The organism is Polaromonas sp. P1_F2, assembly GCF_056405735.1.
In genome coordinates, this window is the sequence record NZ_JBFUBN010000004.1 from 1 (window position 1) to 16,994 (window position 16,994).

At 64.7% G+C, this 16,994-nt stretch carries 13 protein-coding genes; 6 read left to right on the top strand and 7 right to left on the bottom strand.

Annotation, left to right across the window (positions count from 1 at the left end; genetic code table 11):
- Nucleotides 1–345: 345 nt before the first annotated feature.
- Both AC1D0O_RS09670 and AC1D0O_RS09675 read right to left on the bottom strand, forming a co-directional pair.
- On the bottom strand, nt 346–834 hold the full coding sequence (locus tag AC1D0O_RS09670; RefSeq protein WP_477653319.1) for a hypothetical protein: 489 nt from the start codon (nt 832–834) through the stop codon (nt 346–348).
- 215 nt (nt 835–1,049) lie between these two features.
- Nucleotides 1,050–1,880 (bottom strand): urease accessory protein UreD, encoded by an 831-nt coding sequence (locus tag AC1D0O_RS09675; protein ID WP_477653320.1) that lies wholly within the window; start codon nt 1,878–1,880, stop codon nt 1,050–1,052.
- A gap of 139 nt (nt 1,881–2,019) precedes the next feature.
- Between AC1D0O_RS09675 and AC1D0O_RS09680 the strand changes: the two genes are divergently transcribed.
- From AC1D0O_RS09680 to AC1D0O_RS09695, 4 genes are all read left to right on the top strand, one after another.
- Nucleotides 2,020–2,589, top strand: coding sequence for a cysteine dioxygenase family protein (locus AC1D0O_RS09680; protein ID WP_477653321.1), 570 nt, complete (start codon nt 2,020–2,022; stop codon nt 2,587–2,589).
- A 766-nt stretch (nt 2,590–3,355) separates the two neighbouring features.
- Nucleotides 3,356–3,703: a hypothetical protein gene (locus tag AC1D0O_RS09685; RefSeq protein ID WP_477653322.1), complete on the top strand. Its 348-nt coding sequence runs from the start codon at nt 3,356–3,358 to the stop codon at nt 3,701–3,703.
- Nucleotides 3,704–3,731: 28 nt separating this feature from the next.
- Nucleotides 3,732–3,998 carry a hypothetical protein gene (locus AC1D0O_RS09690; RefSeq protein ID WP_477653323.1) on the top strand — a complete coding sequence of 89 codons (267 nt, stop codon included), beginning with the start codon at nt 3,732–3,734 and terminating at the stop codon, nt 3,996–3,998.
- Between the two features lie 144 nt (nt 3,999–4,142).
- The gene (locus AC1D0O_RS09695) at nt 4,143–4,718 is read left to right on the top strand and encodes an RDD family protein (RefSeq protein WP_477653324.1); all 576 of its coding nucleotides are present in this window, start codon (nt 4,143–4,145) and stop codon (nt 4,716–4,718) included.
- A gap of 301 nt (nt 4,719–5,019) precedes the next feature.
- Here AC1D0O_RS09695 and cphA read toward each other — a convergent pair whose 3' ends face one another.
- Together cphA and AC1D0O_RS09705 are read right to left on the bottom strand one after the other, a co-directional pair.
- Nucleotides 5,020–7,623, bottom strand: coding sequence for a cyanophycin synthetase (gene cphA / locus AC1D0O_RS09700; RefSeq protein WP_477653325.1), 2,604 nt, complete (start codon nt 7,621–7,623; stop codon nt 5,020–5,022).
- The gene (locus tag AC1D0O_RS09705; RefSeq protein ID WP_477653326.1) at nt 7,623–9,836 is read right to left on the bottom strand and encodes a cyanophycin synthetase; all 2,214 of its coding nucleotides are present in this window, start codon (nt 9,834–9,836) and stop codon (nt 7,623–7,625) included. Before AC1D0O_RS09705 ends, cphA begins: the two co-directional genes overlap by 1 nt.
- A gap of 317 nt (nt 9,837–10,153) precedes the next feature.
- Between AC1D0O_RS09705 and AC1D0O_RS09710 the strand changes: the two genes are divergently transcribed.
- Together AC1D0O_RS09710 and AC1D0O_RS09715 are read left to right on the top strand one after the other, a co-directional pair.
- Nucleotides 10,154–12,496 (top strand): cyanophycin metabolism-associated ABC transporter, encoded by a 2,343-nt coding sequence (locus tag AC1D0O_RS09710; RefSeq protein ID WP_477653327.1) that lies wholly within the window; start codon nt 10,154–10,156, stop codon nt 12,494–12,496.
- Between the two features lie 14 nt (nt 12,497–12,510).
- Nucleotides 12,511–12,996: a cyanophycin metabolism-associated DUF1854 family protein gene (locus AC1D0O_RS09715; RefSeq protein WP_477653328.1), complete on the top strand. Its 486-nt coding sequence runs from the start codon at nt 12,511–12,513 to the stop codon at nt 12,994–12,996.
- Between the two features lie 641 nt (nt 12,997–13,637).
- Here the strand turns inward: AC1D0O_RS09715 and AC1D0O_RS09720 are convergent.
- The 3 genes from AC1D0O_RS09720 to AC1D0O_RS09730 form a co-directional block, all read right to left on the bottom strand.
- The gene (locus AC1D0O_RS09720) at nt 13,638–15,461 is read right to left on the bottom strand and encodes a sensor histidine kinase (RefSeq protein ID WP_477653329.1); all 1,824 of its coding nucleotides are present in this window, start codon (nt 15,459–15,461) and stop codon (nt 13,638–13,640) included.
- Nucleotides 15,458–16,156 (bottom strand): response regulator, encoded by a 699-nt coding sequence (locus AC1D0O_RS09725; protein WP_477653330.1) that lies wholly within the window; start codon nt 16,154–16,156, stop codon nt 15,458–15,460. The genes AC1D0O_RS09720 and AC1D0O_RS09725 overlap by 4 nt, the downstream gene beginning before the upstream one ends.
- 70 nt (nt 16,157–16,226) lie before the next feature.
- Nucleotides 16,227–16,994 carry an ABC transporter permease gene (locus tag AC1D0O_RS09730; protein ID WP_477653669.1) on the bottom strand — a complete coding sequence of 256 codons (768 nt, stop codon included), beginning with the start codon at nt 16,992–16,994 and terminating at the stop codon, nt 16,227–16,229.

Below are 16,994 nucleotides of genomic sequence, written 5' to 3' on the forward strand. Positions count from 1 at the left end.
GGATCAGGGATCGCGTTGTTTGAGCCGAAGGCGAGTTTAGCGAGACCCCGCCTGAACCGAGCACCGCAGGTTGCCCGTAGCGCAGCGGAGGGACGCAGCAACCAGGGTCGCCTTTTCTTTTGCTTACTTTTCTTTTGGCGAAGCAAAAGAAAAGTGAGTAGCTGCCGGGCTACCCCCGGCCAGCAACCCTCTGCAAAAAGCGCAAAGCCGGGACAAGACCCGGCCTAAAGACCCACTCCCCAACGGCATTGCGGCACACAAAAGAAGTGGGCCGCAATGCGGCCCACCTTTGCTTCTGCTTCATCCGGGGTTTTCATCAAACCCCGGCGGAGCGAGTGGCAACTTTTATTGCGATGGCGCGGCGGCTGGCGCCGGGATCACCACAATGTTGTCGGTTGAGGTCTGCGGCTGTACGCGCACGTTGGTGGCGCCGGCCGGGACGACGACGGTCTCTACCTGGCGGACCACACCGCCGCTGGCGACGCTGCCGTCCGCCTTGCCGTAGCCGACGATGCGGGCCTGGCAGGCGATCAGGTCTTCGCCCTTGAAGACGTCGCAGCGTTTGAGCGCGTTGGCGGAGAACTGGCCGTTGGCGTTGTCAACCTTGCCGGCGCGTTTGGCAGCGTTGGCGTTACGGACTTCGGTCATGCAGGTTTCACGGTCCTGTTGCGTGCGGCCGGTCAGGCAGGCATTCATCTCGCTCCTGGCATCGCCGGTGGCGTCGATGCCGGTGGTGCCGGAGGCGATTTGTGCCGTGGCGCCCAGGGAGAGCAGGGCGGCGACACCAAAGATGGCGGCGCTTTGGGCCAAGCGGAAATTCCGGGATGAAATCATGGTCAAACTCCTTGATCGAACTCGACGGATGTCGATAAATGGAGTCTGGGCCGGGCCCGGCCGGGGCCGTGAAAGGAAAAGCTCCGGGCCGTCCGTGCCCTATGCCCATTCCCATGTAGGACGGGTCTCTCATGGGCCGGGCCTCCGCGCCGGGCGCGCGGATTGATGTTTTTATATACAGCCCGGCTTCTTCAACCTTCGACGGGCGCGGCGCTTCAGGTCGACCAGAGCCTTGGTGTCGAGGGCGCCAGCTGCCACAGCTCCTTGCGCCAGGCCTGCCACACCTGCCTGAGCAAAGCCATGGCGGGTTCGACCACCGGCGAGAGCACGCGCACGACGATGACCTGCGCGTCGGGGCTGGTGGCGCCGGCGGTGGGAGACAGGGCATGGCTTTGCAGGATCTCGCGCGCGCAGTCCAGCGCGAGCTCGCGGCGCTTGCGCTCGAGCTTGCTGCCGGCCACAAAAAACAGCGTGGCCATGCAGCGCCGGCCGGCCAGGCCCACGGGGCTGTCCATCCGCAGCTTGTCGTTCGCGTCCAGGCGCGCGCGCTCCAGCCAGACGCCGGGCAGTTCGATGTGCTGGCGGAAACTGCCGCTTTCAAAGGGCTGGCCGGCCGCGGGCAGGCCCAGCGCGGTGACGTCCCAGCCCATGAGTTCTGCGCCGGGCGCGAGCGCGATGGTGAGGCGGTTCTCGGCGAGGCAGCCGCTGTAGCAGATGGCTTCCAGCGGCAGCCATTCCATGCGCGAGTTGGCTGCCAGCGTGAGCCGGGTGTTCTGCAGCGCGGGCTCGCCGGTGGAGCGGTAAAAACGTGTGGCGCCGGGGGTGGTGATGAGGCCGTGCGTGCCGGGCGCGGCGCTGAAGGCCAGCTCCAGCGTGTCGCCGCCGACCAGGCCGCCGGGCGGGTGCACGATGACGTTGTGGCAGATCGCGTCGCCTTCGGGGTAGAGGCTTTGCAGTATGCGCAGCGGCCCGCTGTGGCGGAAGTGGGCGATTGTCTTGCCGGCCTGGTGCGTGTAGTCGAGTGCGAGCGTCGCGTTCCAGGTCATGGGCGAAGTTTAACGTGGACAGTTAACGTGGGCAGAGGCCGCTGGTATATTTCGTGCTTCCCCCAAGGGTGGTGCGCAAGCTGGTTCCGGTCCGGCCATCGCCCATTCGTTGATACGCCTGACAAGAAACACAAACAATATGGCCACCTCCGCCCTCGATCACTTCATCTCCAGCGCCGTCGAGCAGACGCAGCGCCGCTTGGATCCCGCCGACTGTGTGCTGGCGCTCGCGCCGCGGATGCTGGAGCTGATAGACCAGGCGGCGACTTTCCTGGAGCCGCAACACTACCGCAGCGACCCGGACCATTACGCCCGCAACCTGGTCTACAGCGCCCCCGATGCCAGCCTGTCCCTCTACACCCTGGTCTGGTCGCCCGGCCAGTGGACGCCGGTGCACGACCACGGAAGCTGGGGCGTGGTCGGTGTGCTCGAAGGGGTGCTGGAGGAACGCAGTTATGTGCGCCTGTCAGTGGACCGCAACACCGATGAGGGCATCAACCTTGTGCGCGGCGGCGTCATCCTGCTCGGGCGCGGCGCGGTGACCAGCTTTGTGCCGAATCCCGACCACATCCATGTGACGGGGGTGCCGCCGGAGCGGCCGCGGGCGGTGAGTTTGCATCTTTATGGCCGGATGATGAGCAGCTTTAACACCTACGATGTTTCGGCTGGGACTCGGCGGAGGGTTAGTCTTGAGCATAACGAGAGCTAAGGTTCTTTGGCCGGGTCTTGCTCCGGCTAGTGCGCTTCCTCTGTTCTCTCTTCTTGGTTCTGCTGGCCGGGGGTTGCCCGGCGGCAAGTAACTTTCTTTTGCTTCGCCAAAAGAAAGTCACCAAAGAAAAGGCGACCCGCAGTCTGGGTCCCTACGCTTCGCTTCGGGCAACCTGCGGTGCTCGACTACGGCGGGGTCTCGCGCAAACTCGCTTCGCTCAGACAAGCGCGATCCCTGATCCGCCTACGTCTGCGCTCCTCGGCCCAGCCAGGACGGGGCAAGCGGGAGCGGGGACAGAAGACAGAAAACGAAAACACAAAGAAGACAAATACAAACAAGGACTCGCCGTGGCGAGTCCTTGTCTCTTCATGTATTCGGTATTTGGATTTGGTATTCCTCCCCACCCCTTGTGGATGCGCCGAGGAGCGCAGGTTCAGGCGGATCAGGGATCGCGTTGTTTGAGCCGAAGGCGAGTTTAGCGAGACCCCGTCTGGACCGAGCACCGCAGGTTGCCCGTAGCGAAGCGAAGGGACGCAGCAACCAGGGTCGCCTTTTCTTTTGCTTACTTTTGGTGTTTGCGTAACTTCGCTTCGCGAAGTGAGCAAACCCCGCGCGCGTAGCGCGCCTTTTGGCGAACAAAAGAAAACCCGCTTTGCGGGTTTCGCTAAAAGTGAGTAGCCGCCGGGCTACCCCCGGCCAGCAGGACCAAGAGAGGAGCGCGAAAGGCCGGAGCAATACCCGGCCCAAGGCTGTCACAATCTTCCCGATGAAAGAAACGACCACCCTGTATCGCCCGACCGGCCCTGAGGAACTAGAGCTTGTGAAGCAGAGCGGCTACAGGAAGTGGCCGCCGCGACTGCCGGAACAGCCCATCTTCTATCCTGTGACAAACGAGCAGTACGCGGTTGAGATCGCCAGGGACTGGAATGTCCCCGCCAGCGGCTACGGCTGCGTGACCCGGTTCGAGGTGCGTAGCGAATTCATGGCGCGCTACAAGGTCGAGAAAGTGGGCGGTGCGCACCACACGGAATGGTGGGTTCCCGCAGAGGAACTCGAGGCGCTCAATGAGAACATTGTGGGGTTGATTGAGGTGGTTCGAGAATTCAAGGCATGAGCCCGGGCGACACGAGAGATCTCACTACATGTCTTTCAAAACCATAGAGGGTCAACGTCTGCATGCAGCTTCCGGCCAAGTGCTCCACTATTGCGGGCGCTATGAAGTCAAGCTCGGCGGTATTTTTTATCAGGCGGACGTACTGCTGAACGGCAAGCGAACACGGCTTGTTGTGGGCTTCATTAGCTGGACATTGCGCGCATTTCCGCCCCGGCGTCGCGTTGAGGAGAGTGTCTGGCAATCCATTGACTTCACGGATATGGACAAACTCATGAAATCGCTCCATGAGGCTTGACCTCAATTTGCCGGGTAGGCCAGGTGAAAGTAAGGCCGTCGCTTTTCTTGGGTGCAGGCGCCGTATCTCTTGCTACAAGCTGGCTTTTTCCGTCCAGCTTCGCCAGCTGCCGCAATTTTCTTGAGCCCACCTCAGGTTTCACACATGCCGGCCGCCAAACCAAATCTCGCATCCTGGGGCCACCGCTTGCTCGCGTCGGTGCTCGATGCCATGGCGCTGTTCGTGGCGCTGCTGATTCTCTTTGCCTTTGGCGAGATGCTGGGTTTTTCATCGGAGTGGATCGCAGCGGTCATCCCCGTCGCTTATGTCGCGTACAACTCCGCGGGTTTGTTCGCCCCGCACCTGAGCTTCGGCCGCACTGTCGCCGGTATTTCGGTCGTGTCCATACGGGGCAACGGCGAAGTCACATATATGCAAGCGTTGGTGAGGCCGCTCGTGCGTGTGCTTGCCCTGGTCCTGGCTTTTTTTATCTGCGCCGCGATCGAGCAACCGTGGCTTCTGGTGCTGCCTTTTGTCGTGGAGCTTGCACTTGTCATGCATACGCCGTGGCGGCAATCAATGGCCGACCTCATTGCCGGCACCATCGTCGTGAACACACCGCAGCCGTCACCGCACAGGGCGCCAGCCGCGCCCATGTACAGCGCCACGGACGCGGAGTTTGGTCCCGCACCCCGGCGAAGAAAACCCGGGTCATCCATTGAGCGCACCGCCGAGCTGTAATCACCGTCTACTCCGGTTCCCGCTCCCGCTCCCGATTGCCCCGTCCTGGCTGGGCCGAGGAGCGCAGACGTAGGCGGATCAGGGATCGCGCTTGTTTGAGCGAAGCGAGTTTGCGCGAGACCCCGCCGTAGTCGAGCACCGCAGGTTGCCCGAAGCGAAGCGTAGGGACCCAGACTGCGGGTCGCCTTTTCTTTGGTGACTTTCTTTTGGCGAAGCAAAAGAAAGTTACTTGCTGCCGGCAACCCCGGCCAGCAACTCTCAGCAAAAAGCGCAAAGGCCGGGGACAAGACCGGCCTCAACCCTATTGCGTAACTTTCTCTTTCGCATCCTTCACCCGAGCAGCCAAATGCTCAAGCGCCTCCTGCACCTGGTCCACCAGCACCAGGCAAAGATCCCCCGGCGACAGCCGCTCAAGCGCAGTATCAATCGCCAAAAACTCACCACGTATCTCGTCGATGCGTTGGGTGCGAAGGGCTTTGTGCTCGCCTTCCAGCCCCTGCCGCAGCAAGCCCATGACCTCGCCGTCGGCGCGGCCGCGCTGGGCGGCGTCCTGGTAGAGGATGACGTCGTCAAACGCGCCGCCGAGGATGATGGTCTGGTCGCGGATGTCGCTGTCGCGGCGGTCGCCGGCGCCGCTGATGACGACGCTGCGGCGCTGGCCGGGCGTGGCGGGCATGGCGTCGACGGCTGCCACCAGGGCGCGCATGGCGTCGGGGTTGTGGCCGTAGTCGGCGATGACGGTGGCGCCCTTGTAGTCCATGACGTTGAAGCGGCCGGGCGCGTTGTGGGCGTCGTTGACGAAGCTGGCGAGGCCGCGCCTGATGGTGTCCCAGTTCAGGCCGGCGCCCCAGGCGGCGGCGACGGCGGCCATGACGTTCTCGACCTGGAAGCTGATGCTGCCGCCGCGGGTGACGGGCACGCCCTGCAGCGGGATGCGCTCGACCCAGGCGCCTTCGGCGGCCACCAGCATGGGGCCGTCGACGTAGACGGTGCGTTTGCCCTGGGCGCGGTGCGTGGCCATGAGCGGATGATGCCGGTCGGCGGCGAAGAAGATGATCTTGCCGGGGCAGGTGGCGGCCATGTCGGCGACGATGGGGTCGGCGGCATTGAGCACGGCGTAGCCGGTGTTGGACACGTTCTGCACGATGACGCGCTTGAGCACGGCCAGGTCTTCGACGGTGGTGATGTAGTTCAGGCCGAGGTGGTCGCCGCTGCCGATGTTGGTGACGACGGCGACTTCGCAGCGGTCGAAGCCCAGGCCTTCGCGCAGCACGCCGCCGCGGGCGATCTCAAACACGGCTGCGTCGACGTCGGGGTGCATGAGCACGTTGCGCGCGCTCTTGGGGCCGCTGCAGTCGCCGCTGTCGGTCTGCCGGCCGTTGATGTAGACGCCGTCGGTATTCGTCATGCCGGTGCGCAGGCCTTCGGCGGCCATCAGGTGGGCGATCAGGCGGGTGGTGGTGGTCTTGCCGTTGGTGCCGGTGACGGCGATGACGGGCACGCGGCCGTTGTCACCGGCGGGGAAGAGCTCGTCGATCATGGCGGCGCCGACGGCGCGGCCCTTGCCGTAGGAGGGCGACAGGTGCATGCGCAGGCCGGGCGCGGCGTTGACTTCGACGACGCCGCCGTTTTGCGACTCGAGCGGGCGCAGCATGCTTTCGCAGACCACGTCGACGCCGCAGATGTGCAGGCCGACCATCTGGGCGGCGGCCACGGCGCGCGCGGCGACCGAGGGGTGCACGTCGTCGGTGACGTCGGTGGCGGTGCCGCCGGTGCTGAGGTTGGCGTTGTTGCGCAGGATGACGCGCCGGCCCTTGGCGGGAATCGATTCGGGCGTGAGCTCCTGCACTTCGAGGCGCGCGACGGCGATGTCGTCAAAGCGGATCTTGGTGAGCGAGGTGGCGTGGCCTTCGCCGCGCCGCGGGTCCTGGTTGACGATGTCGACCAGTTCGCGCACGGTGTGCAGGCCGTCGCCCACGACCTGCGGCGGCTCGCGGCGCGAGGCGGCGACCAGCTTGTTGCCGACCACCAGCAGGCGGAAGTCGCTGCCGGGCAAAAATTTCTCGACCATGACCTCGCCGTGTTCGGCGGCGGTCTTGTAGGCGATGTCCAGGTGCTCACGCGTGCTGATGTTGACGGTGACGCCCTTGCCCTGGTTGCCGTCCTGCGGCTTGACGACCACGGGCAGGCCGACCTGGCGGGCGGCGGCCCAGGCGTCGTCGGGGTCGGTGACGGGCCGTCCCAGCGGCACCGGCACGCCGGCGGCGCGCAGCAGCTTTTTGGTGAGGTCTTTGTCCTGGGCGATGGATTCGGCGACGGCGCTGGTGGAGTCGACTTCGGCGGCCTGGATGCGGCGCTGTTTGGCGCCCCAGCCGAACTGCACCATGCTGCCTTTGGTGAGGCGGCGATAAGGGATGCCGCGCGCGACGGCGGCGTCAACGATGGCGCCGGTGCTGGGGCCCAGGCGCTCGTCCTCGTCGAGGTCGCGCAGCTGGGCGATGGCGGCGTCAAGGTCGAAGGCGGTGTCGCGCAGGGCCGCGTGGATCAGGGCCTGGGCCAGTTCAAAGGCCAGGCGGCCGACGGCTTCTTCGCTGTACTCGACGACGACCTGGTAGGTGCCGGCCTCGACGGTGGCGGCGGTGTGGCTGAAGGTGATGGGGCAGCCGGCGGCGGCCTGCAGCTCGAGCGCGGCGGCTTCAAGCACATGGGCCAGCGACAGTGCGCCGGCGTGGCCGGTCTGGCGCAGCGCGCCCATGCCGGGGAACAGCGCGCGCGCACGGGCTTCGAAGCCGGGCAGGCCGGCGATGTTGCATTCGACGGCAGTGCAGGCGACGATGGCTTCGAGCGCGGTGTGGCGGCTCCAGAGGTTGGGCCCGCGCAGGGCGCGGATGCGGGACACTTCCATTATTCGGCACTCCCGGCGGTTTTAGGGGTGGTTTCGAAGGCTTCCATGCCGGCGCCTATGAGGTTGAGCGAAATGCCGAGCGCCCAGGCCGCGCCTATGGCGGCCAGCAGGGCGTCTTCGGTGAGGCCGCGGCGTTCGCGCCAGGCGCCGAGCTTGCCGAGGCCGGGCAAGAAGGCCTCGCTGGCGCCGGTGGCCAGCACCACCTGGTCCTGCCGGATAAAGAGGGCGCGGCCGCCCTGGGCGCAATGCGCCGCCAGGGCCGGGGCCTTGGGGTCGACGCTGTAGAAGATCACCTCGCCGTCGCAGAGCTCGGCCATCCCGGCGATGCGTGGGTCGGCGGCATTGAGCACGGCAGCGCCGCCGGGCAGCACCACGTCGACCTGCGAGCGCATGACCTTGAACATCTGATCGTCTTCGGTGATGTCGAACTCGGCCAGGCCTTGCGCGCCGCCCAGGTCGGTGACCACGCCGACCTGGCATTTGTCGTAAGGCAAACCGGTGCGCAGGATGGTGTCGGCGCCGTTCTCAAAGACGGCGGCCTGCACCGCGCGGTTGATCAGCAGGCGCTGGCCGGCTTCCCAGTTGGCGCAGTCGGAGGCGTCGACGCAGCGCTGGTCGAGGAAGAGGCCGGCCTGGCAGGCCAGGCCGGWGTGCCGGCCCGACAGGTGCAGCAGCCAGGCCACCAGCCGGGCGACGCGGTAGTTGCCGCCGGAGCCGGCGATGCCGACGATGGGGATGCGGCCGTCGGTGCCGGCGTCGGCATCGGCGTTATGCGGAAACAGGTGGTCGCAGATGGCGCGGCCCACGGGTCGCGGCGCGCCCTCGGCGGGCTTGAGGTGCATCAAGAGGCCGGGGCCGGCGTTGACTTCCACGATGGCGCCGCCCTGCTCATGCAGGGGGCGCGAGATGTCCTGCGCGACCACGTCGACGCCGGCGATGTCGAGGCCGACCACACGCGCGGCCAGCGAGACGACGTGATCGACTTCGGGGTGCACGGCGTCGGTGCAGTCGATGGCGACGTTGCCGTTGCGCTGGATCAGCACTTCGCGGCCGGCGGCGGGCACGCTGTCGGGCGCCAGGCCCTGGCGCTGCAAATCGAGGATGACGGCGCCGTCTTCGGCGGCGTTGATGCGGCCCAGCGGGAAGTCCTCGCCAACGCCACGGCGCGGGTCGGTGTTGAGTTGCGCGTCGACCAGCTGGGCGACGGTGGCGCTGCCGTCGCCGGTCACCCAGGCGGCTTCACCGCGCGCGGCGGCGACCACGCGGCCGCCGACCACCAGCAGGCGGTGCTCATGGCCGCGCACAAAACGCTCGACCATGACTTCGCTGCCGTGCCGGGCGGCCACCGTGAAGGCGGCCTCGACTTCGGCGCGGGTTTTAAGGTCCAGCGCCACGCCGCGGCCGTGGTTGCCGTCGGAGGGCTTGACGACCACCGGCAGGCCGATGTCTTCGGCGGCTTCCCAGGCTTCTTCGGGCGTGGCGACGATCTGGCCTTCGGGCACCGGCACGCCGCAGGTGGCGAGCAGGCTTTTGGTGAGGTCCTTGTCGTGGGCGATGCCTTCGGCGATGGCGCTGGTGAGGTCGGTCTCGGCCGTCCAGATGCGGCGCTGACTGGCGCCGTAGCCCAACTGCACCAGGTTGCCGTCGTTCAGGCGGATGTGGGGGATGCGGCGGTCGGTGGCGGCGGCCACGATGGAGGCGGTGCTGGGCCCGAGGTAGCAGTCGTCGACCTTGGCGCGGATTTTCTCGACGGCGGCCTGCACGTCGGCGGGGCCGTAGGGCGTGCCGTTGATGGCGGCCATCAGCAGGCGGTGGCCCTCGGCCAGCGCGGTGCGGGCGACCTGCTCGTCGCGCGCGCGGAACACCATGCGGTAGACGCCGCGCTGCGAGGTGCTGCGCGTCTGGCCGAAGCCGGTGGGCATGTCGGCCAGGTTGAGCAGCTCGATCACCACGTGCTCCAGCACATGGCCGGACCAGGTGCCTTCGCGCAGGCGCTGGATGAAGCCGCCGCGCTCGCCCACGCCGCAGTGGTGCTCGAGCAGGGCCGGCAACAGGGCGACCAGGCGGTCGTTGAAGCCGGGGAGGTCGTTGGAGGGGAAGTCTTCGAGGGTGCCGAGGTCCAGCCAGACCTCAAGCACGGCCCGGTAAGTCCAGATGTTGGGTCCGCGCAGGTAGTTGATGCGCAGCAGCTTGATGTCGTCCTGAGGGCTCATTGTTCTCAACATGGTCGGCAGGCAGGCGCCGCACCCGTCGGTGCGAGGCCTGGTCCCGGCCGATGAATTTCAGTGTGGGGCCTGTGAAGGCTCCGGTGAATCCCCGTGTGTCTCGTTATGTATTTGTTCTTATCGCGAACAGGGCCGTCGCCCGGGATCGGTAGACGGTTTCGCCATTTTCGGGGATTGAGGGTCAATTTTGTCGTTCCGGGCTGCATTCGGCGAAAATCCCCTGTTCGGGTTCCCCACGCGCGAAGACCAAGACCTGCGAAAACCCAGCCGCGCCAGATGCGGGACGCCAAGAATTCACCAACACAATGCAACACAAACACCCGGCAGACGACTCCAGCCTTACCGACCCCGCTTTGGCGGGGCTTCGCTCACAACTTGCAACCCAGGAAAACGTTCTGTGTACGCTTACGGTTGACCTGGACAGCCAACTTCGTTTTGCCCAGGGCCTGCTGGCCCTGACCGACCGCCGCCTGCTGGCCCGCGCCCCTGGCGGGGAATGGGCCGCCTGGCCCACGGTGGACGCGGCCGGCAAGGGGGTGCCGGGCCTGTCGCTGCGCCATTTCGACCATGCCGGCGTGGGCACGCTGGAGCTGCACCAGGCAGGCATTCGCCTGGCCGGCTGGCGCTTCACGCTGGGCGCCAATGTGCAGGCGCTGCGCCTGGTGCGGCTGTTTGCCCAGCAGCAGGCGGCCCAGGGCCTGGCCGAGGCGCCCCCGGCCGACGAGACGGCCCTGTGCCCCGAATGCGACCTGCCGCTGCCGCCGGACAGCGAGGAATGCCCGGCCTGCGCCCGCGAACTGCACACGCCGCCCTCGACCTGGGTGCTGCTGCGCCTCTGGCGTTTTGCCCACCCTTACCGCCACCAGCTGCTGGCCGGGTTTCTACTGACATTGGCCTCCACCGCCGCGACGCTGGTGCCGCCCTACCTGACCATCCCGCTGATGGACGACATCCTGATCCCTTTCCAGAACGGCCAGCGGATTGAGCCCTGGAAGGTCGGCGCGCTGCTGGGCGGCCTGCTGGGCGCGGCCGTGCTGGGCTGGGCGCTGAACTGGGCGCGCACCTACCTGCTGGCGCTGGTGTCCGAGCGCATAGGCGCCGACCTGCGCACCGCCACCTTCGACCACCTGCTGGAGCTGTCGCTGGACTACTTCGGCGGCAAGCGCACCGGCGACCTGATGTCGCGCATCGGCTCGGAAACCGACCGCATCTGCGTGTTTTTGTCGCTGCACGCACTGGATTTCGCGACCGACGTGCTGATGATCGTGATGACCGCGGTGATCCTGTTTTCCATCAACCCCTGGCTGGCGGTGGTGACGCTGCTGCCGCTGCCTTTTATCGGCTGGATGATCCACGTGGTGCGGGACAAGCTGCGCACCGGCTTTGAAAAAATCGACCGCGTCTGGTCGGACGTGACCAACGTGCTGGCCGACACGATTCCCGGTATCCGCGTGGTGAAAGCCTTTGCCCAGGAAAAGCGCGAGGCCCAGCGCTTTCGCGAGGTCAACCAGCACAACCTGGCCGTCAACGACAAGCTCAACAAGACTTGGTCGCTGTTCACGCCCACCGTCTCGCTGCTCACCGAAGTGGGCCTGCTGGTGGTCTGGGCTTTCGGCATCTGGCTGGTGTCCAGGCAGCAGATCACCGTCGGTGTGCTGACCGCCTTTATCGCCTACATAGGCCGCTTTTACGGCCGGCTTGATTCCATGAGCCGCATCGTCTCGGTCACACAAAAAGCCGCGGCCGGCGCCAAGCGCATCTTCGACATCCTGGACCATGTTTCCAACGTGCCGGAAACCGCCAACCCGGTGAAGATCGGCAAGCTCGAAGGCCGCATCGACATGAAGAACCTGGGTTTTCGTTATGGCAACCGCTCGGTGATACGCGGGCTGGACCTGCAAATACGGCCCGGCGAGATGATTGGCCTGGTGGGCCACAGCGGCTCGGGCAAAAGCACGCTGGTCAATTTGATCTGCCGCTTCTACGACGTGAGCGACGGTGCCATCAGCGTGGACGGCACCGACATACGCCGCTTCGGCGTGGCCGACTACCGCCGCCACATCGGCCTGGTGCTGCAGGAGCCCTTCCTCTTCTTCGGCACGATTGCCGAGAACATCGCCTACGGCAAGCCCGGCGCCACGCGCGCCGAGATCGTGGCCGCCGCGCGCGCCGCCCATGCGCATGAGTTCATCCTGCGCCTGCCACAGGGCTACGACTCGCTGGTGGGTGAGCGCGGCCAGGGCCTGTCCGGCGGCGAACGCCAGCGCATCTCGATCGCGCGCGCGTTGCTCATCGACCCGCGCATCCTGATCCTCGACGAGGCGACGTCCTCGGTGGACACCGAGACCGAAAAAGAAATCCAGCGCGCGCTGGACAACCTGGTGCAGGGCCGCACCACCATCGCCATCGCCCACCGCCTGTCGACGCTGCGCAAGGCCGACCGCCTGGTGGTGATGGACCGCGGCCAGGTGGTCGAAGTCGGCCCGCATGACGAGCTGATGGCCAGGCAGGGCCACTACTGGCGGCTCTACGAAGCCCAGGCGCGCCAGGTGGACAACGAAGAGGGCGGAGAGGAGGCCGAGGAAGGCCGCATCGCGCTGGCCACCTCGCAGATCGCCCACGCCGCGCATCACGTCGACAACGCATGAGCCCGGGACCTGTTATGACTGATTTCACTTCCATCTCCTCCGCTCTCCAGCTGGTGCGCGACGCCTCGGGCCGCCTGGTGTTCACCGATTCGGGAGGCCAGGCGCATGCCGGCGTGGTGCTGGTGCGGGCCTTTCCCATCGCTGCCCCTGACGAAGGAATTTCGCTGGTCAACACCGAAGGGCATGAAGTCGCCTGGGTTGACAGCCTGCAAGCCGTCGCGCCTGCTGCGCGCGCGCTGCTTGAGGAAGAACTTGCGTTGCGGGATTTTGTGCCTGAGATTACGCGGCTTAAAAGTGTCTCGAGTTTTGGTACGCCCAGTGTGTGGACCGTTGAGACCGACCGCGGTGAAACGTCTTTCATCCTCAAGGGGGAGGAGGACATTCGGCGCTTGGCACGCACTGGCCTGTTGATCGCTGGTAGTCAAGGGGTTCAGTACAGTGTGAGGGATATGACTGCGTTGGATCGGGCGTCGCGCAGGTTGCTTGAGAGGTTTCTCTAGGCTTGTGGTTTCCCGGCGGTGTGCCCTTCTCTTGATCTTGCTGGCCGGGGTTGCCGGCAGCAACTCACTTTTCTTTGCTTCGCCAAAGAAAAGTAAGCAAAAGAAAGGCGACCCGCAGTCTGGGTCCCTACGCTTCGCTACGGGCAACCTGCGGTGCTCGAGCCAAGCGGGGTCCGGCTAAACTCGCTTCGCTCAGACAACGCCGGCCCTGATCCGCTTGTCTCTGCGCTCCTCGGCCCAGCCAGGACGGGGCAATCGGGAGCGGGAACAGAAGAAAAAAATACCAAAGAACAAACCAAGACAAACAAGGACTCGCCACGGCGAGTCCTTGTTTCTTCAAGTATTGGGTATTCCTATCCCCACCCCTTGTGGATGCGCCGAGGAGCGGAGGTCCAGACGGATCAGGGATCGCGTTGTTTGAGCCGAAGGCGAGTTTAGCGAGACCCCGTCTGGACCGAGCACCGCAGGTTGCCCGCAGCGAAGCGGAGGGACGCAGCAACCAGGGTCGCCTTTTCTTTTGCTTACTTTTCTTTTGGCGAAGCAAAAGAAAAGTGAGTAGCCGCCGGGCTACCCCCGGCCAGCAGGTCCATGCAAAGGACACGGGGAGCGCGGAAGGCCGGCGCAAGACCCGGGCCCAGTTTCTAGTGCAGTGGAATTGCCAAACTAACAGTAGTACCGCGAACCTCTCCGGTGGTCACCGCAAGCGTCGCCCCCAGCATCCCGGCGCGGCTTTGCATGTTGGCAAGACCGCGCCCCCTTGTGGTGGTGCTGCCGATGCCGATCCCGTCGTCGCTGATGCTGACGCGGATCATGCGGCTGTGTCCTTGCGCAACCTTTGGTGGAGAACCCTCTGCGCTATCTGGCTGCTCGCAGTGGGCCGCAAATACCACGCGTGTCGCCTTGGCGTGCTGGATGATGTTGGTAAACACCTCCAGCAGGATGCGCTGGATATGCTGAATATGCTTGGGTGTCAGCAGTTCGAATCGCGGTAGCGCGTCTACCTCCCAGACCAGGGACACGTTCGCGGAATCCAGCCGGGGTTGCAGCCGATGCCGCATGGTGGCCAGGACTACAGCCAGGTCGCCATTGACGTTCTCGATGGCGTCCACTGCAATCCGCAGCTCGTCAAGAACCTCGGAGGTGTGCGTTTGCAATACTTCTTGCGGTGCGCTGCTCTTGACCAAACTGAGCAGCGCGACCAGTTGGGAGCCGACCGAGTCGTGGATGTCTTGCATCAAGCGTTGCCGTTCGAGCATGGCCGCTTGCTTGACCTCCAGGCCCTTTTCGTAGCGCAGCCTTAGCAGCCTGTTTTGCATGCTCCAGTAATTGCGCACCATCATCATGCCGACGGCAAAGTTATAGAACAGGAATGCATAGTTCAACAGATTGGCTTTGCCAAAACCCGAGGGCGATAACGTGAGCACAAGGTCATAAAGACCGAAGGCGACCGCGACGCCCGCCATCAATGCGTTGAGGCGTACCGTGCCGTCCGACTTCTTCCACGTCACAACGGTATAACGAGTGAAGCTCACGGCGCCCAACAGCAGGCTGGCGGGCACCCAGAACAGCTCGTAAACCCGGTAGTCCTGCAAAGCAGCACCTGCCGCCAGGGTAGGGAGTGCCGTCCAAAGGTAAATCTGGAGAAGCCTGTTCAGCCACGGCGCGGGCTTCCTGACCAGCAGCACGCTGACCCAGCACATCAGCCCGGCGTAATAGGCATACGTCGCCGACCTGGCCGCGTTGAAGACCCAGGTGGGGACCGGCGGATAGTCGACAAAAAAATCGACCTGCCAAAGGACGAAGCAAGCTTGCCCAAGGCCGGTGACCAGGTAAGCCTTGTCGCGGCTTTGCCACCACAGCGCAAGAGCCATCAGGCCTATGAGTGCCGACAGGGTCCCGGACATCAATGCCAGTCCCTTGCGGTGATTGACCTCGCTCTCATGCTCAGCCAGCGAAGTGAACTCATCCCCCAGCTCAATGCGGGCCAGCCCGGCGTTGCTGGCGGGTTCCGCGCGGATGTCGATTTCCAGGATATTCGTACCTGCCTGCAGGTCCTGGGCTGCCAGCAATTGCCAGCGCGGTCCGGTCCGGAATTGCGTGTTCGGCTGGTTCCAGCCCACGTGGTGCCAAGCCTTGCCGTTGATGCGGTAGCGATAACGGTTGCCCATCTGGAGCGATGAAAAACCCAGGCCCTGGCGGCCGTCGGCTTTCAGTTGCGTCAGCAGGGCTTGTTCTATCGGTACATCCAGCGTGAAATGCATCACCCCCTGCCGCCGCGGAAAATTCTGGTCCCACTTCCAGGGCAGGGGCTGCCGTCCCAGTTCGCGCAACTCGCCTTGCTCTCGGTGGGATGGGGAAATCGTCACGGAGAGCCTGGCTTCCTCCAGCGTGATGGGCAAAGGTTGCGCGAAGGCCGCGCTTGCCAGCAGGCCCCAGGCCAGAGACAGCCAGGCCAGAAACCTCACAACGAGATACCCAGTGCGCGGGCCTCAAAAATCGCCTGGGTTCGCGAATTCACGGCGAGCTTGGTGTAGATGCGTTTCACGTAGGTTTGCACGGTCCCCAGTTCCACCGCCATCAAGTTGGCCGCCTCCTGGTAGGTGTAGCCACGCGACAGCAGAAGCAGCAATTCAATTTCACGCGGCGCCAGCCCATGTGCCGGCGTGTCGGGCGGTGCTGGTTGCGCAGACGTCTGGCGTTGCCGGGATGCTTCGTTCTTCACAGGAGCCGGCGCGTCGAGCATTTGCATGCGCGCCAGCAGACGGCTTGCAATCACGGGCGAAAGCGGCGTGCCGCCCTGGCGAATAGCCTCAATCGAGGAGGTCAGCGACTGGGCTCTTTGCATGTCTTCTTTGAGCAGGTAGCCGTTTGCGCCGGCTTGAATGCTGTTGACGATGTTGTCGGCATCCGCGAATACGGTGATGACCAGGATATGCGTCAAGGGGAAGGTTTCGCGTACCTGGCGGATCAGGTCGATGCCGCTTCCATCCGGCAAGCCCAGGTCGATCAACCAGTGGTCTTGTTCTTCTTCGCGGGCAAATGCCATTGCGGCGCCCAAGGTCTCAAATGACGTGATCTTTGCGTCCGGGAAGCCCTGCGCCAGGACCTGGCCAATCGTCTGGCGCATCAGCGGGCTGTCATCGACGAAGGTGATTTTCATGGGCGGAGGCATGGAGGCATACTGGCGGATTATCCGGCCTGGAACGGGCTATCGGCGTGAATAAAAAGCGCTAGCCGGCCTGCGACCCCCGATGCGCCCACCCAGTAGTGTGCTTCTCAACATAACTAAACAACTCATACATCACCATCGCCATAGCCCCAATCACCACCAACCCGGCAAACGCCAACGCCAGCCGTTGTTGCGACCCGGCACTCTGCATGAGATAGCCAATCCCCGAATCCCCGGCTGTCATCTCGGCCAGCACGGTGCCGACAAAAGCCAGCGTAATCGACACCTTGAGCGAGGCGAAAAAATAAGGCATGGAACGCGGCAGGCCGACCTTGATGAGCACGTCGCGGCGTTTGGCACCGAGCACCCGCAGCACGTCTTCGAGTTCGGGCTCGAGCGTGGCCAGGCCGGTGGCCATGTTGACGGTGATGGGGAAAAACGAGATCAGGAAAGCGGTCAGGATGCCGGGGCCTATGCCTATGCCGAACCAGACGATCAGGATGGGGACAATCGCGGCCTTGGGCACGGCGTTGAAAGCCACCAGCAGCGGGTAGACCGCCGCATAGGCCAGGCGCGACGAGCCGACCAGGAAACCCAGCAGCACACCGACGACGATGGACAGGCCGAAGCCCACCATCGTGACCCAGAAGGTTTTCCAGGCGGCTTCGGCAATCGGGCCGGCGAATTCGGCCATGGCCTGGGCAATCGCCAGCGGAGCCGGGAAGATGAACTCGGGCACCGAAAAACCCGCGCACACGGCCTGCCACAGCGCCACCACCAGCGCCAGCAGCAGCCACGGCGCCCAACGCTCGAGCTGTTTGTTGTTCAT